Here is a 15,145-nt window from a genome sequence, read left to right on the forward strand (position 1 = left end):
GCCCTGCCTTCAAGGCAGCGGAAGGGTAATGCGGAATTCTGTGTGGCCGGGCTGGCTGTCGCATTCGATGGTTCCCTGATGTTGCTGGACGAAGGTCTGGGCCAGGGTGAGCCCCAGTCCACTCCCTCCTTCTCGGCCCGAGATCAGCGGAAAAAAAATGCGATCCTTCAGTTCCGCTGGCACCCCGGGGCCGTTGTCCACGATATGCAAGACCAGTGCCAGCTTATAGCGCTGACGGGCCAGCGTCATCTGCCGCGCCACGCGGGTGCGGAACACGATGCTCGCATCGCCCTGCACGATGCGCTGTTGCAAGGCCTGCGCCGCGTTGTGGGCGATGTTGAGCACCGCCTGGATGAGCTGTTCCTTGTCGCCGCGGAATTCGGGCAGGCTGGCGTCGTAGTCCTGCTCGATGGTCAGCCCTTGCGGAAACTCGGCCTGCAGCAGGGTGCGCACATGCTCACACACTTCGTGGATGTTCACATCGCCCACCACATGCGGCTTGCGATGCGGCGCCAGCAGGCGGTCCACCAGGGTTTGCAGCCGGTCGGCCTCGGCGATGATGACCTGGGTGTACTCCTGCAATTCGGCAGACGGCAACTCGGCGTGCAGCAACTGCGCTGCACCGCGTAGGCCGCCCAGCGGGTTTTTGATCTCGTGCGCCAGATTGCGGATCAGCTCTTTGTTGGCCTGCGCCTGGTTGTGCCACTGCTCCTCGCGCTCCAGCCGAGACTGCTGGCTGATCTCCACCACCTCGGCGAGCAGCAGGCCCTGAGGATGATCGGTGCGCGCCACGATCAGCTGCACTTGCACCGCCTCGCGCAAATCGCGCAGCCGCATCATGCAGTCGAAGCGCTTGCTGCTGAATTCGTTGCTGCGCACCTGGAGCAAAGACTCCTGCCAGAGTGCGGGGCAATCCATCCAGTGGCTCAGGTTTTGCCCGCTCAAAAGACGGCGAGAGACGCCCAGCCCATTTTCCAGCGCCGGATTGGCGTATTCAATCGCGCCTTCGGCATCCACCAGAGCGGCCATCGAGGCCAGCCACTCCAGGCCGGGATACTCGGTCGCGCCCGGCTGGCCGACCGCTGCGGCGTTCATTGCGGATACTTTTGCAACTCGCGCTGCAAGGCGGCAATATTGGCCTGCGTCATGGCGATCTGGTCTTTCATCTGCGCCACGCGCTGGGCGTATTCGCCGCCCTTGACCCCGCCGCCCACCAGCCGTTCGCTGGGCAGGTAATCGGGCTGGCCATTGTTGTAGGCCTTGAGTTGCTGCTCGAGCCGCGCCTGCTGTTGCTGCAATTCCTGCTCCAGAATGCGCCGCGCCTCGAGATCGCGCTCTTTTTGCGTGGAGGGCGCGACCCGCGCGGCCTGGTTGCCGCTCGGCTCTGCATTTTGCGCGCTGGGTTTGCTGCCCGATCCGATGACCTTGGGCGTCATGCCCGGACTGGAGAGGATGCTCACATTGGCGTTGTCGATCAGCTTGCAGTTCTTCGCCTTCACCTCGGAAAGATCGTTGGTGTAGGAGTTGTCCGGGCAGCGGTAAACGCGCTGCGGGTCGGTCTGCGCCACAGCGGCAGAGGCGCTCGCCAGGGACGCGAACAAAGCAAACGCGGCGTAACGAACGCTTGATCGGGCAGTCAATCGGGCAGTCAATTGGGCAAACAAGGTCATGGTGGCGCGCATTCAAAAAATCAACGGTCAGTGTAAGTCTGGCAACGCGCGTGCCGCACACCCGGCCGACAGGACGTGGCGGAATTGCCAAAAAAAAGCGGCCCGAAGGCCGCATTTGAAAACCCTCCCACCTTACAGCGAGTAGTACATATCGAACTCGACCGGGTGCGTGGTCATGCGGAAGCGGGTGACCTCTTCCATCTTCAGCTCGATGTAGGCGCTGATGAAGTCGTCGCTGAACACGCCGCCCTTGGTCAGGAAGGCGCGATCCTTGTCCAGATAGTCCAGTGCCTGGTCGAGGCTGGAGCACACGGTCGGGATCTTGGCCTCTTCTTCCGGCGGCAGGTCGTAGAGGTTCTTGCTCGCGGCTTCGCCCGGGTGGATCTTGTTTTCCACGCCGTCCAGACCGGCCATCATCATGGCAGAGAAGGCCAGATAAGGGTTGGCCGTCGGATCGGGGAAACGCACTTCGATGCGGCGGGCCTTGTCGCTCTGCACGAACGGCACGCGGATCGAAGCCGAACGGTTGCGCGCCGAGTAAGCCAGCATCACCGGGGCCTCGAAGCCGGGCACCAGACGCTTGTAGGAATTGGTGCCAGGATTGGTGATGGCGTTGAGCGCGCGGGCATGTTTGATGATGCCGCCGATGTAATACAGCGCAAAGTCGCTCAGACCGGCGTAGCCATTGCCCGCGAACAGGTTCTTGCCGTCTTTCCAGATGGACTGGTGCACATGCATACCCGAGCCGTTGTCGCCGACGATGGGCTTGGGCATGAAGGTCGCGGTCTTGCCGTAGGCGTGGGCGACGTTTTGGATCACATACTTCATGATCTGCGTCCAGTCGGCACGCTCCACCAGAGTGGAGAATTTGGTGCCGATTTCGCACTGGCCAGCGTTGGCCACTTCGTGGTGATGCACTTCGACCGGCACGCCCATTTGTTCAAGCAGCAGGCACATTTCCGAGCGGATGTCCTGCAGACTGTCAACCGGGGGCACCGGGAAATAGCCGCCCTTCACCGACGGGCGGTGGCCCATATTGCCGCCTTCCATCTTGTCGCCGGTGGCCCAGGCGGCTTCGTTGGAGTCGATCTTGACGAAGCAGCCCGACATGTCCACATTCCAGCGGACCTGGTCGAAAATGAAAAACTCGGGTTCCGGACCGAAATAGGCGGTATCGCCGATACCCGATGCTTTCAGATAAGCCTCAGCCTTCTTGGCGATGGAGCGCGGATCGCGGTCGTAGGGTTTGCCGTCACCGGGTTCGAGCACATCGCAGCTCAGCAGCAGCGTGGTTTCTTCGTAGAACGGGTCGATATTGGCGGTGTTCGGGTCGGGCATGAGCAGCATGTCCGAGGCTTCGATGCCCTTCCAGCCAGCGATGGACGAGCCGTCGAAGGCGTGACCATCGGAGAACTTGCCTTCATCGAAATGCGAGACAGGCACCGTGACGTGCTGCTCTTTGCCGCGGGTGTCGGTGAAACGGAAATCCACGAATTTGACATCGTGCTCTTTCACCAGGCCCATCACGTCGGCGACTGTTTTGCTCATGAAAATCTCCTGTCAGGTTGAAATGCGTTGGGGGTGGTCATCGGCCGTGCTGAAGACGCCACTTGACATCGTTTGCTGCAATGCTCCGCGCAGTGCAGGGAATCTAGCAGAAAGCGTGCCCAGATCGTTTGAAACCCAGCTCCTCCCACCAGGAGAAAAGACGGGGTTTGCAGACGGCGAAAAACGCACCAAAAACGTGCCGAAAACTCTCATGCACTTTTTCGGTGCGATTCAGCTCATTTTGGTGCATCTTCCCAACTGCCTTCCGGGAGGTGGGCTCGCAAATAGTCGAAAGCCTCACTTACGGCCGCCGAGTCGCCCTTCACGCCGAGTTCAATGTGCCGCCCCCAAACCGGGTGATCCACGCTGGGGAGGCTGAAAACCTTGACGCCCGCAAACCGCTGCTCGATGTCTTCCATCAAGGGCGTGAGGTCGGACTCCATTGCGTGGCGCACGATCACGGCCCGTTCAACCTGATGACCCTGGCCGTGCAGATGCGCCAGCGGACCATCCAGCGCCCATTCGAGCATCGGCCACGCCATGACCGGAAAGCCCGGGACGAAGTAGTGCTTCCGGATGGAAAAGCCCGGAATGCGGTTGTAAGGGTTGGGAATGATGGCGCTGCCCTGCGGAAACATGCCCATGTTCAAACGCTGCTGGTTGGCGGGGCTGTCCACATCGCCCAGCCCGGCTTCGATGACCCGCTGCTGAATCAGCGCCTTGGCCTCGGGGTGTAACTCCAGCGGCAGGCCCAGCGCGGCTGCGGCGCTCTGCCGGGTGTGATCGTCTGGCGTGGCGCCGATGCCGCCACAGCTCAGCGCCACATCGCCGCGCCGGAAACTGGCGGCAAATGCCTCGGTCAGCCGGGCGGGATCGTCGCCCAGATAGCTCACCCAATCCAGCCGCATCTCTCGCGCCTTGAGCAGAGCCAGGATCTGAGGGAAATGTTTGTCCTGCCGCTTTCCCGACAGGATTTCGTCGCCGATGATGTAAAGCCCCAGTCCCATGCTTGTGCTCTGAATTGAAAATCCGAGCATAGCGGGACGCCGTCGCTTTCGCGCCACCAAGCCCCCCAAAAAAATCACACTCTGGCGCTTTCCGTGCGATTGCGGGGTGACGCTTCAGCACACTCCGCCTTTATGCTGAGTTACCTCGTTTTAATGGACGCTCATGCTGCTTCACCACACTTTCGAGACCACCGCCGCCGAGTTTTCCGAACATCGCGCCATCGTGCGCGAAGGCGTGACGACCCGCTACGGCGAATTAGCCGACCGGGTAGAGGGCATCGCCGCGGCACTGCGAGCTCATGGGGTGCAGCGCGGTGAGCGGGTGGCGCTGTTTCTCGACAACTGCGTGGAAATGATCGCGGCCATGTACGCCGTGCTCAAGATCGGTGCGGTGTTCATGCCGGTCAACACCCTCACCAAGACCGACAAGCTGGCTTATATCCTCAACGATTCCGAAGCCTGCGCCCTGTTCACCCAGCAGGAACTGGCCGAAACCAGCCGCGCGGCCCTGGCGCTGAACCCCAGCGTGCGTCATTGCTACATGCTCACGGCGTACGCGCAGGGCAAGCCGGACGTCGGCACGCCCGATCCACGCGAATGCGCCTTTCCTGCCGCCCTGCCCGGCGCGGCCTGCTCGCCTACGCAACCCGATCTGATCGATCAGGATCTGGCCGCCATCATCTACACCTCGGGATCCACCGGCGATGCCAAAGGGGTGATGCTCACGCATCTCAACATGCTCACCGCGCTGCGCTCGGTGCGCGGCTACCTCGGGCTGCGGCAGGACGACATCATCGTCTGCGCCCTGCCTCTGGCCTTCGACTATGGGCTGTATCAGGTTCTCATGGCCTTCAGCCTGGGCGCCACCGTGCTGCTGGAGCGCTCGTTCACCTTTCCGGTCAAGGTGCTGGCCAATATGGCGCAGGAGCGGGTGACGGTGTTTCCCGGCGTGCCCACCATGTTCACCCTGCTGACCAACCTCAAGGCGCTGCATGAGTTCGACCTCTCGGCACTGCGGTTGATCACCAACACCGCGGCGGCCTTGCCGCAGACCCAGATCGCGCAGATTCGCGCGCTGTTTCCGCAGGCCACGCTGTTTTCCATGTACGGGCTGACCGAGTGCAAGCGGGTGACCTACCTGCCGCCGGAACAGCTCGATGTGCGCCCCGGCAGCGTCGGGCGCGGCATGCCCAATGAAGAAGTCTGGCTGGCGGACGACGAAGGCCGTCGCCTGCCCAACGGCAGCACCGGCGAGCTGGTCATCCGCGGCAGCCATGTGATGCGCGGATACTGGCGCAAGCCCGACCAAACCGCGCAGCGTCTGCGTCCAGGGCCGATTCCCGGCGAAATGGTGCTGTATTCGGGCGACCTGTTTCGCACCGACGAAGAAGGCTGGCTGTATTTCGTGGCGCGGCGAGACGACATTATCAAAAGCCGGGGCGAAAAAGTCAGTCCGCGTGAAGTTGAAAACGTGCTGCATTCACTCGATGGCGTGTTTGAGGCCGCCGTTATCGGCGTGGACGACGCCCTGCTCGGCCAGGCGGTCAAAGCCTTTGTGGTGTGCAAGCCGGGCTACACGCTCACCGAGCGCGATGTGATCAAGCATTGCCTGGCGCACATCGAAAACTTCATGGCGCCGAAATACGTTGAATTTGTCGATGCACTGCCCCGCACCGACACGGGAAAAATCAAAAAAACCGGCTTGCGCTGAGCCCACCCCTTCTGCTGTCCTACCTCATTTTTGCTCTCACCGAGGCTTCATTCCCATGTCTGACATTCAGAAAAAAATTCGCGACTACATCGACAGCAACTTTCTGCTCGGCGCGCGCGACACCAGCTATAGCGACTCCGACTCGCTGCTCGATCTGCACATTCTCGACTCCACCGGCGTGCTCGAACTCATCCTCTTCCTCGAAGAGAACTGGGGCATTCAGGTGGCCGACATCGAAATGGTGCCCGACAACCTCGACAGCGTGGCCGCCATCACTGCCTATGTGCAACGCAAGCAGGCGGCCTAAAAAATGGCCCGCCCTGCGCTGACTACCGATGTGCTCGCCATCGACTGCGAGGCTGAAACCGTCCGTATTGCCGACTTTTTCCTTCAAACCCTACGCGGCTTCAACAAGCGCGGCGTGGTGCTGGGCCTGTCCGGCGGTGTCGACAGCTCGGTGTGCGCGGCCCTGGCGGTGCGCGCCCTCGGGCCGCAGCGGGTGTTCGGCCTGCTCATGCCCGAGCGCGATTCGTCGGACAACAGCGCGACTCTGGGCGGGCAGGTCGCACAGCAGCTCGGCATCGAATCCACGGTGGAAAACATCGCCCCCGCGCTGGAGGCCATCGGCTGCTATCGCTGGCGCGACGAGGCCGTGCGCGCGGTGCTGCCTGGCTACAACGCGCAATGGAAAATCAAGCTCGCCATCTCCGGCGGGCTGGCTGGTGGCATCAACCATTTCAAGATCATCGCCCAGGCGCCTGACGGGCAAATGCATGAGGCACGGTTGCCGCTGCGCGAATATCTGCAGATCGTCGCCGCCACCAACCACAAGCAGCGACTGCGCAAAACCCTCGAATATTTCCACGCCGACCGCCTGAACTATGCGGTCATCGGCACCCCCAACCGGCTCGAATACGACCAGGGCTTTTTTGTGAAAAACGGCGATGGCTCCGCCGATCTCAAACCCATCGCCCACCTCTACAAAACCCAAGTCTACGCCCTGGCGCGGCATCTCGGCTTGCCCGATGCCGTGTGCAACGCCGCCCCGACCACCGACACCTACAGCCTGCCGCAGGGCCAGGACGAGTTTTATTTCGCCCTGCCCTGGCATCAAATGGATCTGGCCCTCTGGGCCCGCAATCACGGCTACAGCGCCGCGGAACTGGCCGAGACACTGGCCATTCCAGAGGCCCGAGCCGCTGCCGTGCTCAGCGACATCGACGCCAAACGGCGCACCACCCGCTACCTGCACGCCCGGCCCGCGCTGATCGAGCCCGTTTTTCATCCTTCTCAGGAGATCGTTTCTTGAACCTCGACGCCGCATCACCGCCCGCACACACCGCCCCCGATCTGCAAGCCCTTGGGCCGGACGCGCAGGCCGTGTTCGAACAGCGCCTGGCTCGGCTCACTCAGGCCCTCGACATCCTGCCCGACAAGCCGGAAGAGACGCCCGCCTCCGCCCTGCGTGCCCTCTGGCTGCTGGCCGCCGGACACCCGATGTCTTTGCACGCTGCGGCAGAAACGCCCCTGGTCGCGCTGAGCGCCGCGCAGCTCGAAGCGCTCGACGGGCTGATCGAGCGCCGTGTGGCCGGGGAGCCCATCGCCTATCTCACCGGATGGCAGCGCTTCATGGGGCTCGAACTGCGGGCCTCGCCCGAAGCCCTCATTCCGCGCGCCGAAAGCGAACTGCTCGGCCAGATCGCAGCGCAAAAACTGCGTTCGATGGCCGAGGCCGCGGCAACGCCCCCTATCGTGATCGACGTGTGTTGCGGCTCGGGCAATCTCGCCCTGGCGCTTGCGCACGCCGTACCCCAGGCGCAGGTGCATGGCGCCGACATTTCCCAAACCGCCATCGACCTGGCCCGCGCCAACACCCAAAATCTCGATCTGGGCCAGCGCGTCAGCCTGCATACCGGCGATCTGCTCGCCCCGTTCGGCGCCGAATTTCAGGGCAAGGTGGACCTGGTGGTCTCGTTGCCGCCCTACATTTCCACCGCCAAGATGGACACCATGCCGCACGAAATCGTCGGACATGAACCCCATCTCGCCTTCGACGGCGGGCCGTTCGGCGTGCGCATTCTCATGCGGCTGATCCGCGAAGCCCCTCCTCTGCTGCGCCCCGGCGGCTGGCTGGGCATGGAAGTCGGCCTCGGCCAAGGCCCGGCGATGATGCAACTGCTGGAAAAGCATCCGGCTTACGACCGGGTCGAAACCGTTTGCGATGCGCAGGGCGCAGTGCGCGCCGTGCTGGCGCGAGCGGCGGGCTCAACGGTCGATTGAGCCGTCGGCTGAAACATTTTGCGGTGTCGCGGCCATGCTCGACGCGACGCTGCGCGGGCGCCCAACAGGTGCGCTACGAACAACAAGGGCAGCAGGACGCCGGCCAGCAAGTGAGCCACCGCGCTCCAAGCAGGAAGGTTTTCACCTCCGGCGTAATACAGGCCCAGCCCGCTAAGGCTAAGCAAGCCAAAGGCCGCCAGCAGAAGCAGACCGCTGCGCACATTCTCCCGCCTGACCCATCCGGCTCGAATATGGACGGCCCACACCGCCCCGACGAGGCCGAGTATCGAAAGAAAACTCAGCGCATGGCCCGCAGCCACCCAGGTACGCAAACCGCTGGGCAAAGACCAGGGCATGTCCCAATCCAGGCGCATTTGCAGCGCGCCGGGCGTCAGCAACAAGCCCGTCGTCAACAGTGCGAACAAGGTCACATACAAGACCGATACGAAATGACGCGGATAAGTTTTCAAGCGGCTGCATCCTGTACTGAAACCCTTTCAGGCTGAAGAATCCGGCCTCCCAAGCGCGCGACCAATGCTTGCCGCCGCGCCGGAGCCGAGAGCGCCGCCACTTTGGTCAGCGCGTCGGCCCGCCAGCAAGTCTCGGCTTGCACCGTCCAGACCCGAGGCGCCGCCGCGTCCCAGTTGCCATCACCGGGGTGCATGACACAGCCGGGAAAGTTCTGCTTCGCTGATGGCGCATGCCCCACCATCGAACTGGCCACAGCCGCGTTGCGCAGCGACCCTGCCCAGTACACGGCGCCGCTGGCCTGGCGTATACCCAAGGGCACGGCGTGGGCGCCAAAAGCCCGCAAATCACCGCCGGCGTTCACCACGGCCTGCTCAATGCCTGCGCGCTGCAAACTCTGGATGGCGAGATCCACCGCATAGCCTTTGGCGATGCCATCGAGCGTCAGCAGTACGGGGCGACGCAACCCCACGCGCCGTCCGGGCCACATCACCAGCGCATCGCTGCCGATGGCTGCTTCAAGCGTGGCAAAGCCATGATCGGGTAGTACACCACGCTCGACCAGGCGCGCGCCCAAGGTGATGTCGAAGTAGCCTTCGCTGGCCAGCCACAAGGCACGCGCCTTGCGCAGCACATCCCAGGTCCAGGCATCGACGGGCTGGGGCGTATGGTGCGCATGTAGATTGATGCGGCTCAGCACGCTGCCCGGCGCATGAAAACTCATGCGTTGCTGCACCCGGGCGATATGCAAAAAAGCGCTTTTCACGGCCCGCTCGACCCGAGCCGGTCGCCCAGTGGCCTGAATCTCCACCCAGGTTCCTAGCAAGGGCCGAAGCCTGCGCACGGTGATGGATTCGTCTTTCATGTGCCCGCCTGCAACGCAACTTGTTGCAACACCAGAAGGCGTTTGACTCCGTTCATCACATTGCGGCAAGACAGCGTGGCACCGCTGATATTGGGCACGTCCTTGTCGAGCTGGAACGGGTCGGCCAGCGTTTTGCCTTCCAGCGTCTTTCGCCAACTGGACTGGCGGATCTGATCGCCGTGGGTCTCGCGGTAGATCATGACCTCGATCCCGCGCACACGCCCCTGTGGCAAGAGCGCGGCCGCGTAGTGAATGAATTCATGCTTGCCCACCACATCATCGACGATGAACCAGCCGAGCAACTTGCCCGCTCGCTCTGCTCGCCAGACCTCCTGCTTGTCCCAGCGCTGCTTCAAGCCGGAGCGCGCCTCGATCGCGGATTTTTGCGCCGCACTCAATTGCACCGGCGCCGCAATGAATCGATCGGCCTCGGGGAAGAGCGATTTCTGTGCCTGCTCAACCGTCAGATATTCGGTGGCGCCAACCGGCGCAGCAACCAATGCGGCCAGAGGCATCAATACATACGGGTGCCATCCTTGCATGCCTGTTCCTTTCAAAAATGATTCAGGCCTCAGAAGTTGTAGCCAACCTTGAGCCGGATTTCACGCCGCTCATGATCGGCAAGATGCAGACCCTTGGCGTTGTTGTCCGACTCGTTGGAGCCGGCGATCTGCTGGGCCCAGGTCAGCGTGGCCCACCAGGCCTTGCCGCCGTAATGAATGGACGGGCCAGCGAAGAAATCCCAGTGATCGAATTCCCAGGACTGATTCGCGGGTTTGAGAATCTCGGCATCGACCCAGCCTTCGGCGCCAATGAACCAGTTCGGTGCAAAGCGATACGACAGACCCGTTCGCAGCCGTGGGGCCACCGCATACTCCGTGCCGCCACCAGCGCTGGGCCGCCACGACTCGGCTTCCAGCTCCAGATTGGTGATCCACTGCAACTGGCCGTCGAGATAGGGCCGCTGCAAAATGAGCTTGGTCTCCACCTCATAGCCCTGCCCTTTTTCGCCGGTAATCGGGTCAACACTGTCGTAGGTCACTTCGCCATACAGCGCAACGCCCAAATCATCCTTATAGGGAGAGAGCAGCATTTTTTTCAGTTCCAGCGAGAACCCGCTGAACTGCGTCCGGTGGAGACTGCCGGTGATTTCTCCGTCCGCTACCGGCCCGGCGCAGCCTATCGTGCCGCAGTTGTAGCTGTGACGATAGCCGTTGAGGTAGATCGCACCGCTCAGGCTGTTGGTGATGCCATATTCGTATTCGGCGCGCAGATACTGTGCCGAATAGCTACCGCGCCGTTTGCCGCTGTGATCCGTGATCCAGAAATAGGCCTCTGAAGTTCCTGCAGGCAGCGTTTCCGCCCCTGCGGTGTAGCCCAGAAGATTCTCGTCGGCCGAAGCGGCGCCCGACGTTGCTGCGAACATCAATCCGACGATCACAGACCGATAGATGGGTTTGATTGCTTTCAAGACATGCTCCGTTATTGATAACTGTTCGCATTCTTGTTTTTATTTCTTTATGTGTCAAGTGTGTCGGTATGTTTCAGAAAAATGAGCAGCCTGTTCCGAGGCAGATTGGCAAAATCGCGGGAAAAGGTAGCTTTGTCGGGCTGTCTTCCCACGCAGCGGTGGGATGCGGAGCCGGAATCCATTGCGCCTAACTTGCCGTCATCCAGGTCTTCTCCTGGCGTGTATTTCTGGCGTCCGGTGCTTTTTCGGTAAAGGCGTACCCAAGCAGTATTAGCAACGTCTAATGCGGCTTCTTAAACGGCAATCAGGGGAGTTTCAGGACAGTGCCTGATCTTGCAGCGCCGCTTCGCGCTCCTGCAAGGCGCGCCACTGTACTTTGCCAGTCCCCGACTTGGGCAGCGTGTCGACGAACTCGACAATGCGCGGGCTTTTGTAGGCGGCCATGTGCGCGTGCGACCAATCGACAATGTTTTGTTCGCTCACGCGGCCGCGCGCCTCGGGCTTCAACACGACATAAGCCTTCACCGTCTCGCCGCGGTGGGCATCTTTCGCTGCCACCACACAGGCCTCGGCAATATCCGGGTGCTGGTACATCAGCATCTCGACCTCAGCCGGCCACACTTTGAAGCCCGACGCATTGATCATGCGCTTGAGTCTGTCGACCATGAAGAAATAGCCCTCTTCGTCCACCCGCCCGAGGTCGCCGGTGCGCAGGAAGCGTTTGCCGTCGATTGTCATGAACGCATCTTCGGTCGCCCTGTCTTGCTTCCAGTAGCCCCGCATCACCTGCGGCCCATGCACGATGATTTCGCCGATCTCGCCCTGCGGAAGTTCCTGCAGGGTTTGAGGGTCGATGATGCGGGCGTCCACGTCGAAAATCGGGATGCCAAGGCATTGCTTCTTTGGTCGATGCAGCGGATTCACATGGGTCGGCGCCATGGTTTCGGTCATGCCATAGCCTTCGATATACGTAATGCCGCACAGGTCCTGCAACTTCTGCGCCACTGCTTCAGGCATGGCTGCGCCACCGCCGCTCATATTCCACACGCTGGAAAGGTCGTACTCGGCAATGCGCGGGTTCATCAGAAAATCGACCACCATGGCCGCAATCGCCTGCCAGGTACCCACCTTGTAGCGCTGCACGCATTCGACCGCTGCCTCGCGGTCCCAGCGCGGCAGCAGCACCAGGGTGTTGCCGTTGTAGAGCGAGCCATTCATGCCGCCCTGCATGCCGGTGACGTGAAAGAAGGGCAGCACTGCAAGCCCCACCGAGTCTTTGGGCATGCGCAACCAATCCACACCACCGGCCACCGTGCTCATCACACTGCGATGGGTATGCATGCAGCCCTTGGGTTTGCCCGTCGTGCCGGATGTGTAGGGCATGACGCAGAGGTCATCCGGGCTGGTGTTGAGCGGCGCTGGAACGCGCTGTCGCTCCAGCATGTCGGCCCAAAGCGTCACTCCTGGTTCAGAGACATTTTCACGTGGCGCCGAAGCAAATGACGGCACGGTAATGCTCGGTGCGCTGGAGATGTAGTCGCTGTACGCGGCGACGATGATCTGGCTCAGGCCCTTGCCCAGCAGCGGCCGCATTTGCGCAAATAGTTCCTGGCCGACGAAGGCCACAGTCGAACCGCTGTCCTCAACATAGTGGGCCAGTTCCTGCGTCAGATTCATCGGATTGACCGGTACAACCACCGCACCAGCACGCAGAATTCCGTAGTAGGCCAGCACGAATTGCGGACTGTTCTGCATATCGAGCAACACGCGGTCGCCTTTCACGACGCAGCAGTCCTGCTGCAGGAAACCGGCAATCCACTCGGCCTGACGCTTGAACTCGCCGAAGCTCAAGGCCTTGTCGTAAAAGATCAGATAGGGCTTGTCGGGATATCTCGCTGCCGACACTTCGGCGTTGTAAAACAAGTTGGTGTTTGGAATGGTGAGGTGATGTGGCAATCCCTTGGGCCAGACATCAAAGTGGCGAGTGTTCATGACTTGTCTCCGGGATGATTCGAGTTAGGGTCGACTTGCAAAGTCTGCAGGAACCGCTCAATCGCCGCATTGACCGACGCCGCATGTGTCAGGTTGCTGGCATGCCCGGCCCCGGCGATGATGTCCAAGCGTGAGCCTGCCAGGCGTTTCTGCATATCCACAGCACGGTCCAGCGTGATGGCGATATCGGCATCACCGTGAATGACCAGCGCGGGAATTCGGATGTCTGCCAGCTTTGCAGAAATATCGTCTCGGTTGACAAGGGCCTGAAAAGAAGCCAGCAGGTTGTGCGGCGTCCAGGTGCGCCATTTGGCTTTCCAAGCCGCTGCTTGTGGCGCACCAGCCCCGAGGATGATGTCAGCGATGGTGTCGGCAATGGCGTCGGGCAATCCCTGTGCGGTCCAGATGTCGATCATCTGCTTGTAGCCCGGCGTCTTACTTGGGTCTTCCTGTTGCGCCTGGGTGTCAATCAAAATAAGCCCGCGCACCAGCTCGGGGTGGGTGAGCGCCAGGCGCAAGGACAAGTAGCCGCCTTGGCTCATGCCGGCAAACACGGCGCGCTTGATCCCCAGCTGCTGCATCAGCGCGGCAAGATCATTGGCCGAGTCGTAGTAGCTGAACGGGGCGATGCTGTCAGTTGCGGTTTGGCCATGGCCGCGTTCATCCCAACAGACACAGCGATAGTGCTGGCGAAAATATTCAACTTGCGGATCGAACATCGTCGCATCCATCAACAAGCCATGCGAGAACACGAGGGCGGGGCCGCTGCCGCCGCTGTCCTCGTAATGAATGCGCTGGTTATTGACTTTGGCAAATGGCATTTTGATCTCCAGTTGCGCCTGTTATTAAAGCCGCTGATTGCTGGCGCTCGTCACCTTGTGGGCAATTCGCGCTTGGGCCGATAGCGTTCCAGTTCCAGTCGCGCGATCTGGTCACGATGCACCTCGTCCGGGCCATCGGCAAAGCGCAAGGTGCGGGCGTTGGCATAGGCGTAGGCCAGACCGAAGTCGTCGCTCACGCCCCCGCCGCCATGGACCTGCATGGCCCAGTCGATCACCTGGCAGGCCATATTGGGGGCGACCACCTTGATCATGGCGATGTCCTTGCGCGCGGCTTTGTTGCCTTGGCGGTCCATCTTGTCCGCTGCGTTGAACACCAGAAGCCGGGCCTGATCGATGAGAATGCGGGCGTTGGCGATGCGCTCGCGTGTCACGCCCTGATCGGCAACTGGGCGACCAAAGGCAGTGCGGGTGACGGCGCGTTGGCACATGGACTCCAGCGCCCGCTCCGCCAGGCCGATGAGGCGCATGCAGTGATGGATGCGCCCTGGCCCAAGCCGCCCCTGCGCAATCTCGAACCCCCTGCCCTCGCCCAGCAGCATATTGGCGGCGGGCACGCGCACATCGGTGAACGTAATTTCGGCATGCCCATGCGGTGCGTCGTCGTAGCCGAACACCGGCAGATGACGCAGCACCTGCACGCCGGGCGTGTCCATCGGCACCAGAATCATCGATTGCTGCCGATAGCGGTCCGGGTTGTCGGCATCGGTCTTGCCCATGAAGATGAGAACCTCGCAGCGCGGGTCGTTGGCACCCGACGTCCACCATTTGCGGCCGTTGATGACGTAGTGCTCGCCCTCGCGGCGGATACTGGCCTGAATATTGGTGGCATCGCTCGAGGCGACAGCGGGTTCGGTCATGGCAAAGCCAGAGCGGATGTCGCCGCGCAGCAAAGGCTCCAGCCACTGCATCTTTTGCTGCGGTGTGCCGTAGCGCTCCAGCACTTCCATATTGCCTGTATCGGGCGCCGAGCAGTTGAACGCCTCGGGGGCGATGTGCGAGCGGCCCATGATTTCGCACAATGGGGCGTATTCCAAATTGCTCAAACCGGCGCCACGCTCGGATTCGGGCAGAAACAAATTCCACAAACCGGCCTTGCGCGCCTCGGCCTTGAGCTCCTCGATCACCCGCGTGGGCTGCCAGGCGTTTCCGGCCTTGCGGTTAGCCTCGACTTCAGCCGCGAAGCGCGCTTCATTGGGATAGATGTGCGCATCCATGAAGGCGCTTACGCGATCTTGCAGAGCGCGGACTTTTTCGCTGTGATTGAAGTCCATTCGGATTCCTCGATGGTTGG

Annotated in this window: 14 protein-coding genes; 4 read left to right on the top strand and 10 right to left on the bottom strand. The window is 61.6% G+C overall.

Annotated elements, in window-relative coordinates:
• Positions 1-9: 9 nt before the first annotated feature.
• The 4 genes from glnL to B3H47_RS00955 all read right to left on the bottom strand — a co-directional run bounded on the left by glnL (position 10) and on the right by B3H47_RS00955 (position 4,225).
• Complete coding sequence (gene glnL, locus B3H47_RS00940) at positions 10-1,095, bottom strand: nitrogen regulation protein NR(II) (RefSeq protein ID WP_286985446.1); 1,086 nt, start codon at positions 1,093-1,095, stop codon at positions 10-12.
• Complete coding sequence (locus B3H47_RS00945; protein ID WP_286985447.1) at positions 1,092-1,670, bottom strand: hypothetical protein; 579 nt, start codon at positions 1,668-1,670, stop codon at positions 1,092-1,094. Before B3H47_RS00945 ends, glnL begins: the two co-directional genes overlap by 4 nt.
• Positions 1,671-1,802: 132 nt before the next feature.
• On the bottom strand, positions 1,803-3,218 hold the full coding sequence (gene glnA / locus B3H47_RS00950; protein ID WP_013105805.1) for a type I glutamate--ammonia ligase: 1,416 nt from the start codon (positions 3,216-3,218) through the stop codon (positions 1,803-1,805).
• Positions 3,219-3,454: 236 nt separating this feature from the next.
• Positions 3,455-4,225: a competence/damage-inducible protein A gene (locus tag B3H47_RS00955; protein WP_286985448.1), complete on the bottom strand. Its 771-nt coding sequence runs from the start codon at positions 4,223-4,225 to the stop codon at positions 3,455-3,457.
• 163 nt (positions 4,226-4,388) lie between these two features.
• On the opposite strand from B3H47_RS00955, the gene B3H47_RS00960 reads away from it, so the two are divergent.
• Genes B3H47_RS00960 through prmC form a run of 4 tightly spaced genes read left to right on the top strand, consistent with a single transcriptional unit; the run spans position 4,389 to position 8,216 of the window.
• Positions 4,389-5,936, top strand: coding sequence for a class I adenylate-forming enzyme family protein (locus tag B3H47_RS00960; protein ID WP_286985449.1), 1,548 nt, complete (start codon positions 4,389-4,391; stop codon positions 5,934-5,936).
• 55 nt (positions 5,937-5,991) lie between these two features.
• Positions 5,992-6,243 carry an acyl carrier protein gene (locus B3H47_RS00965; RefSeq protein WP_286985450.1) on the top strand — a complete coding sequence of 84 codons (252 nt, stop codon included), beginning with the start codon at positions 5,992-5,994 and terminating at the stop codon, positions 6,241-6,243.
• 3 nt (positions 6,244-6,246) lie between these two features.
• Positions 6,247-7,245, top strand: a complete 999-nt coding sequence (nadE, locus tag B3H47_RS00970) for an NAD(+) synthase (RefSeq protein ID WP_286985451.1) — start codon at positions 6,247-6,249, stop codon at positions 7,243-7,245.
• On the top strand, positions 7,242-8,216 hold the full coding sequence (gene prmC, locus B3H47_RS00975; RefSeq protein ID WP_276709808.1) for a peptide chain release factor N(5)-glutamine methyltransferase: 975 nt from the start codon (positions 7,242-7,244) through the stop codon (positions 8,214-8,216). Before nadE ends, prmC begins: the two co-directional genes overlap by 4 nt.
• 466 nt (positions 8,217-8,682) lie before the next feature.
• On the opposite strand, the gene B3H47_RS00980 is transcribed toward prmC, so the two are convergent.
• The 6 genes from B3H47_RS00980 to B3H47_RS01005 form a co-directional block, all read right to left on the bottom strand.
• The gene (locus B3H47_RS00980; protein WP_286985452.1) at positions 8,683-9,549 is read right to left on the bottom strand and encodes an FAD:protein FMN transferase; all 867 of its coding nucleotides are present in this window, start codon (positions 9,547-9,549) and stop codon (positions 8,683-8,685) included.
• Complete coding sequence (locus tag B3H47_RS00985) at positions 9,546-10,091, bottom strand: FMN-binding protein (RefSeq protein ID WP_286985453.1); 546 nt, start codon at positions 10,089-10,091, stop codon at positions 9,546-9,548. The genes B3H47_RS00980 and B3H47_RS00985 overlap by 4 nt, the downstream gene beginning before the upstream one ends.
• A 29-nt stretch (positions 10,092-10,120) precedes the next feature.
• A complete protein-coding gene (locus tag B3H47_RS00990; protein ID WP_286985454.1) occupies positions 10,121-11,020 on the bottom strand; it encodes a DUF6662 family protein in 900 nt (299 codons plus the stop codon).
• Between the two features lie 315 nt (positions 11,021-11,335).
• Positions 11,336-13,012, bottom strand: coding sequence for a long-chain fatty acid--CoA ligase (locus tag B3H47_RS00995; RefSeq protein WP_286985455.1), 1,677 nt, complete (start codon positions 13,010-13,012; stop codon positions 11,336-11,338).
• On the bottom strand, positions 13,009-13,833 hold the full coding sequence (locus tag B3H47_RS01000) for an alpha/beta fold hydrolase (protein WP_286985456.1): 825 nt from the start codon (positions 13,831-13,833) through the stop codon (positions 13,009-13,011). Before B3H47_RS01000 ends, B3H47_RS00995 begins: the two co-directional genes overlap by 4 nt.
• Positions 13,834-13,883: 50 nt before the next feature.
• Positions 13,884-15,125, bottom strand: a complete 1,242-nt coding sequence (locus B3H47_RS01005) for an acyl-CoA dehydrogenase family protein (RefSeq protein WP_276728420.1) — start codon at positions 15,123-15,125, stop codon at positions 13,884-13,886.
• Positions 15,126-15,145 lie beyond the last annotated feature (20 nt).

It is taken from the genome of Thiomonas sp. UBA7699 (assembly GCF_002482605.1).
Classification (GTDB): Bacteria; Pseudomonadota; Gammaproteobacteria; order Burkholderiales; family Burkholderiaceae_C; genus Thiomonas; species Thiomonas arsenitoxydans.